Here is a 5,811-nt window from a genome sequence, read left to right as displayed (position 1 = left end):
ATATCGAAGAGTCAACGCTATATTTAGAGATAAACAACTGCTTGCGCACTAATTAATCTCATTGATTTTAAAACGAGCTACTCGGCTGTTAAATCGCCCCAAGCGGCAAGTATATAGCTCATCATTGACCAAAAAGTGAGAACTGCAGCAACATAAAACAAACCAAATGCACTATAAGTAATAAAATCGTTTGGCTGCCATATTAATCCTGTAATCGCAGTCATCTGTGCCGCTGTTTTATATTTACCGATCCAAGAGACGGCTACAGTGCCTCGTTTACCTATTTCAGCCATCCACTCTCTTAAAGCAGAAATAACAATCTCCCTGCCAATCATAAATAATGCCGGTAATGTCAACCACACACTATCGTATTGAGCCACTAGCAGAACTAATGCAGTGGTCACCATGATTTTGTCAGCTACGGGGTCAAGGAAAGCACCAAATCGAGTCGATTGTTTTAGTTTTCGTGCAGCGTATCCATCGAGCGCATCGGTAACCGCGGCTAACCAGAAAACAAAAGCTGCGGCGAAAAGGGCCCAACTGTCAGGCATGTAAAAAAGAACGATAAACACTGGTAACAGTAACAACCTGAAAAGTGTTAACGCAATAGGAATGTTAAACGGCATTATAAAACCTAGAATTCAAAATCTGCGCTAATCTTGCCTTAATTTTACTACCCTCGCAATGCATCATGTATTGTTTGTGCCATTTCTAAGCTGATACCAGGTACTTTTCCCAATTCTGCTACGCTCGCCCCCTTAACTTCCTGTAAACCGCCTAAATGTTGCAATAATGCCTTACGTCTTTTAGGCCCCACTCCTTCAATAGATTCTAGTGAAGAGGTATTGCGGGTTTTCTGCCGTTTATTACGATGCCCTGTAATCGCAAAGCGGTGTGACTCATCACGTATTTGTTGGATCAAGTGTAGGGCACCGGAATCTGCGGGCAGGGAAAAAGACACTTCATTTTCGCCATAGATCAATGTTTCAAGGCCAGGTTTTCTGCCTTCCCCTTTGGCAACACCAATTAATGTAGGCGCGTGATCTAACGCAACAAATTTCTCATCTACTATCTTTTGGGCGATGCGTAACTGCCCTATTCCGCCATCAATAAACAAAATATCAGGTATCTTGCCACCACTAACAACCTTATCAAAACGGCGACTAATGGCTTGCTTCATTGCAGCGTAGTCATCCCCGGGAGTAATGCCATTTATATTATAACGACGGTAATCGGCTTTGTGCGGACCTTCTCTGTTAAATACAACGCAAGAAGCAACCGTACTTTCCCCCATGGTGTGGCTGATATCAAAACATTCCATTCGCTGTATTTTATGACTGACTTCAATCGCTTCTTCTAGTAACAAGAAGCGTTGCTCAACGGTATTCTTATGTGACAGCCTGGTATTAACCGCATTGGTCGCATTGGTTAACGCTAACCGCAAGAAACGGGCACGTTCGCCTCGCACTTGACTCTTTATATCTACTTTTTTTTCTTGAGCAGCTTTAATGGCATCAGCAAGTTGCCCTTGCTCTTCAAAAGCGTCACTGACAAGGATCTCTTTAGGCGTTATTCGTTGGCTGTCCGAATTAAGATAAAATTGAAACATGAAGGCGCGTAACACTTCAGACAATTCCGTATCAACCGGCACTTTTGGATAGTAACTTCGGCTACCAAAAATCTTTCCTTCACGAATAAACAACAGATGAAAACAAGCCACTCCAGATGCGAAGTGAACACCTATCACGTCCATATCACCAGAAGAGTGAGACACCTCTTGTTGCTCCGCAACTCGCCTTAGCGCTGTGATCTGGTCTCGGTAACGAGCAGCGTCTTCATAATGGAGTTCACTGGCCGCTTGCTCCATCTTTTCGACAAGTGCTTTGGTAACCTGTTGATCTTTACCTTTTAAAAACAGCCCAGCTAATGTGACTTGTTCTTGATAGTCTTTAGGCGATATAAGATCTACGCACGGTGCACTACAACGACCAATTTGATACTGCAAGCAAGGACGAGATCTTGCTTTGTAATACAAATCATCACATTGACGAATTGGGAATATTTTTTGCAGTAGATGCAAACTCTCACGCACAGCGCCACCATTAGGATAAGGTCCAAAATATTGGCCTTTATCTCTTTTAGGACCCCTGTGATAAGAGAGCCTTGGGTGCTTATGGTTACTTAATAAAATATAGGGATAGGACTTATCATCTCTAAGCAGTACATTATATTTAGGCATGTACTGCTTTATATAATCGTTTTCTAGAATGAGAGCATCGGTTTCACTGTGCGTGACTGTGACATCGATATTGACGATTCTTGATACCAATGCTTGAGTTTTTACATTGGCTAAATTTTTACGAAAATAGGAAGATAACCGCTTTTTAAGATCTTTTGCTTTACCGACATAAATAACGGTATCTGCAACATCATACATCCGGTAAACACCAGGCGAAGATGTCACCGTTTGCAAAAACTCATCTGAATTAAACGCTGCTGTCATACGCTCTTTATTTATCTATAGACTCTAATTAGAACTGGCCAGTATCGAGCATTTTATAGCGTATGGCTAATCGAGTGAGTTCAACATCACCACCAATACCTAATTTTGCGAACAAACGATAGCGATAACTGTTAACCGTTTTGGGACTTAAGTTGAGTTGCTCTGAAATATCACTGACTTTTTCACCATTGGTGATCATCAACATGATCTGCAGTTCTCTTTCAGAAAGGGTTTTAAATGGATTGTCTTCCGACTGATTAAATTGACTCAGCGCCATTTGCTGAGCAATTTCTGGCGATAAGTAACGCTGTCCATGTGCCACTTGTCGAATAGCTTGCATCACTTCCGGCGAGGTAGCCCCTTTGGTTAGATAACCAGACGCTCCTGCTTGCATCACTTTAGTGGGAAAAGGATCTTCAGTATGTATCGTCAGTACGATAATTTTAGCATGCGCTTGAAATCTGAGTATTTTACGAGTGGCTTCTAAGCCCCCAATACCCGGCATATTCATGTCCATTAAAATGACATCAGCTTCGTTTTTACGACACCATTGAACCGCGGTCTCTCCGTCACCGGCCTCACCTACGACTTTAATTCCACGTTCGTCTTCTAAAATCCGTCGAATACCGGTGCGTACGAGCTCATGGTCATCGACCAAATATACTGATATCAAAGCTGCTCTACCTTAAAATGAATCTGGCTTGAATCAAACTAGAATCAAGCTAACTTATTCAGTCTAATTTAGCCCATATACTTCAAATTAGAAAGATAATTTTACACAAGCGCCAACATGACAATAATGTATATCGCTTTCAATAACAATGAGTTAGCCAGAAAGCAAAAAGGCAGCCTATTAGGCTGCCTTCTTTAATGTGGCGGAGAGATAGGGATTTGAACCCTAGATGGGCTACAAACCCATGCCGGTTTTCAAGACCGGTGCATTCGACCACTCTGCCATCTCTCCGAACGCCGTAGATACTAGGCGTTTAAGCTTTAATTGTAAATACCAAATACTTGATAATTTTCGTGTAACGGCACAACTGCCTATCTTACAGTCAAATTGGTGGTTCTTCCTCCTATCAGCAGCACTCGCGCTCAGAATGTTATGGTGACGACTAATACAGACTTACTTGATAGCTAGCAGCAATACTATGGTAATATCGATTTAGTAGAAAAACTTACATGATATATATGAACTCAAACATTATTCCCACAGCTGCACTTAAACCGCAATTTACATTACCTGCGGATTTAGTTAATGAAAGTTCACCAGAGATGCGGCTAATCGGTCAATCGCGTGTGCGTGATGCATTCAAACTTTTAGGCCGCACTCACGACCAGCATATGTATTTAGCCGATTTTTCTGGCTGTAATCGTAAATACATCATCAATGCACTTGTTCATACAGAAGGCGTATTCCCAAATAAACGCCTTATACTACAAGACAACACTACCGCTTGGCTTGAGGCCGAAGTCACTTCTAATGACACCGTTATTGCGACCAAACAAACTCAATATCAATACCTTTCTGGTACGATCAAGAAGCATGATCTTGTTGGTCGTTATGATGAAAACACCAAGCAGTATAAAGCGGGGGCTCTTGCCAACTGTCATTACCTATTTGTGTGTGCTGATTCTATCTGGAAACGTGAAGCGCTATGGGAGTTGCTGCTTGAGATCCTCGATAAGAAAGAGTATCAGGTGCATTCGAGCCTTCCTGCCCTTTCTTTAAACTGCAAAATCATCCTCATTGGTTCTAGTAACCAATATGGTCACTGCTGGTTAGGTGAACCTAGTTTTTCAAATCATTTCCCTCTTTTGGGGGAGCTCATCAACGAAGTTGACTTAAATGAAGTCAGCCTGGTTGAATACGACCAATGGTTAAACTGCATTTTAAACGATCTTAATCTGACTTTAGATCGACAAGCAAGATTGGCATTGTTTGAATACAGCGCCAGACTTGCCGATCATCAACAACGATTAAGTTTGATGTCTATCAACATTGAGCAGTTATTAGTTCAAGCTAGCGCATACGCGCATACACGACATATCGATATCAAGGCATTCCAACATAGTATCGATATGTTTAATCAACGTCACAACGCCTCAGAGAAGCTTTCAGAGCAGAACTTTGACGATCTATTTATCAGTCTCCCCACCCAAGATGAAATGATTGGCCAAATAAATGGGTTAACCGTCATAGAAAATGCTGAATACAGTTACGGAGAACCCGCAAGGATTACCGCGTCAGTGCATTATGGTGATGGAGAAGTCGCCGATATTGAGCGAAAATCAGAACTCGGCGGTAACATTCATGCTAAAGGAATGATGATATTGTCTTCCTGCTTGTATCGTATTTTTGGTAAAGATGCACCTTTACATCTCAATGCCAATATTGTGTTCGAACAATCTTATCAAGAGATCGATGGCGACAGTGCCTCTCTTGCAGAGTATTGCAGCTTAATCTCCGCAATTTCAGAAAAGCCGATAAAACAAAGCCTGGCAGCAACCGGTGCGATTGATCAATTCGGTAATGTACAAGCTATTGGCGGTGTTAACGAAAAAATTGAAGGTTTTTTTAAGCTGTGTCAACGCCGTGGTTTAACAGGTAATCAAGGTGTCATTATTCCTTGCTCTAATATGCAGCAATTGAACCTCAAGCAATCTGTTATTGATGCCGTTCATCAAGGGCTCTTTACGCTGTATCAAGTTAAACACATTGATGAAGCCGCTGAAATTTTAATGCAGACCCCGGCCGGTACCGCAGACAAAGACAACCAGTTTCCTGATGACTCACTTTATGGCTTAGTGCAGGCTAGATTAGAGAGTTTGGCAGGTTATCAAGACGAAGATAAGTCTTTTTTTGTGAGGCTTCGCGAAAAATTATCATTTTCTAGCTGATCGGAGTTGTTTAGCGTACACGTGTTCGCTAACCTTGGAGGCTCAAATAGCTGGAGAATTAAATATAATGAGTAACGCAAACAGTTTTACAAAAGAAGACCTAGTCGCCTGTGGACTTGGTACCCTTTTAGGACCTAACTCTCCTAAATTACCGAAAGACAATATGTTGATGATCGACCGCGTGCTTAAAATTAATGCAGATGGCGGTGAATTCGGTAAAGGTGAAATTGTAGCTGAGCTAGATATTAATCCTGACCTTTGGTTTTTCGACTGTCATTTTGCATCAGATCCGGTTATGCCGGGTTGCCTAGGCTTAGATGCTATGTGGCAGCTTGTTGGCTTTTTCCTTGGTTGGGAAGGCGCGGAAGGTAAAGGCCGTGCATTGGGCGTAGGTGAAGTGAAGTTCA

5 protein-coding genes and 1 tRNA gene are annotated in these 5,811 nt (G+C 42.0%); 2 read left to right on the top strand and 4 right to left on the bottom strand.

Annotation, left to right across the window (positions count from 1 at the left end):
• Positions 1–77: 77 nt before the first annotated feature.
• The 4 genes from pgsA to CXF82_RS00300 form a co-directional block, all read right to left on the bottom strand.
• Positions 78–626 (bottom strand): CDP-diacylglycerol--glycerol-3-phosphate 3-phosphatidyltransferase, encoded by a 549-nt coding sequence (gene pgsA / locus CXF82_RS00315; protein ID WP_101091014.1) that lies wholly within the window; start codon positions 624–626, stop codon positions 78–80.
• Between the two features lie 47 nt (positions 627–673).
• Positions 674–2,503 (bottom strand): excinuclease ABC subunit UvrC, encoded by a 1,830-nt coding sequence (gene uvrC / locus CXF82_RS00310; protein ID WP_101091015.1) that lies wholly within the window; start codon positions 2,501–2,503, stop codon positions 674–676.
• Positions 2,504–2,531: 28 nt separating this feature from the next.
• Positions 2,532–3,176, bottom strand: coding sequence for a UvrY/SirA/GacA family response regulator transcription factor (gene uvrY / locus CXF82_RS00305; RefSeq protein WP_101091016.1), 645 nt, complete (start codon positions 3,174–3,176; stop codon positions 2,532–2,534).
• A 200-nt stretch (positions 3,177–3,376) separates the two neighbouring features.
• A tRNA-Ser gene (locus CXF82_RS00300) sits at positions 3,377–3,467 on the bottom strand.
• A gap of 227 nt (positions 3,468–3,694) precedes the next feature.
• Here CXF82_RS00300 and CXF82_RS00295 point away from each other — a divergent pair.
• Positions 3,695–5,404, top strand: a complete 1,710-nt coding sequence (locus CXF82_RS00295) for a S16 family serine protease (RefSeq protein ID WP_102043460.1) — start codon at positions 3,695–3,697, stop codon at positions 5,402–5,404.
• A gap of 67 nt (positions 5,405–5,471) precedes the next feature.
• On the top strand, positions 5,472–5,811 hold a 340-nt coding region (gene fabA / locus CXF82_RS00290; RefSeq protein ID WP_102043459.1), incomplete at its 3' end, for a bifunctional 3-hydroxydecanoyl-ACP dehydratase/trans-2-decenoyl-ACP isomerase.

The organism is Shewanella sp. GutDb-MelDb (assembly GCF_002836075.1).
Lineage (GTDB): Bacteria > Pseudomonadota > Gammaproteobacteria > Enterobacterales > Shewanellaceae > Shewanella.
The sequence above is the reverse complement of the archived record's forward strand: the minus strand, read 5'-3'. Positions and strand labels throughout refer to the sequence as shown.

Bases quoted from the DNA above. Each gene is read 5' to 3' on its own strand.
- pgsA (WP_101091014.1), bottom strand. From the start codon at position 626: ATGCCGTTTAACATTCCTATTGCGTTAACACTTTTCAGGTTGTTACTG.
- uvrC (WP_101091015.1), bottom strand. From the start codon at position 2,503: ATGACAGCAGCGTTTAATTCAGATGAGTTTTTGCAAACGGTGACATCT.
- CXF82_RS00295 (WP_102043460.1), top strand. From the start codon at position 3,695: ATGAACTCAAACATTATTCCCACAGCTGCACTTAAACCGCAATTTACA.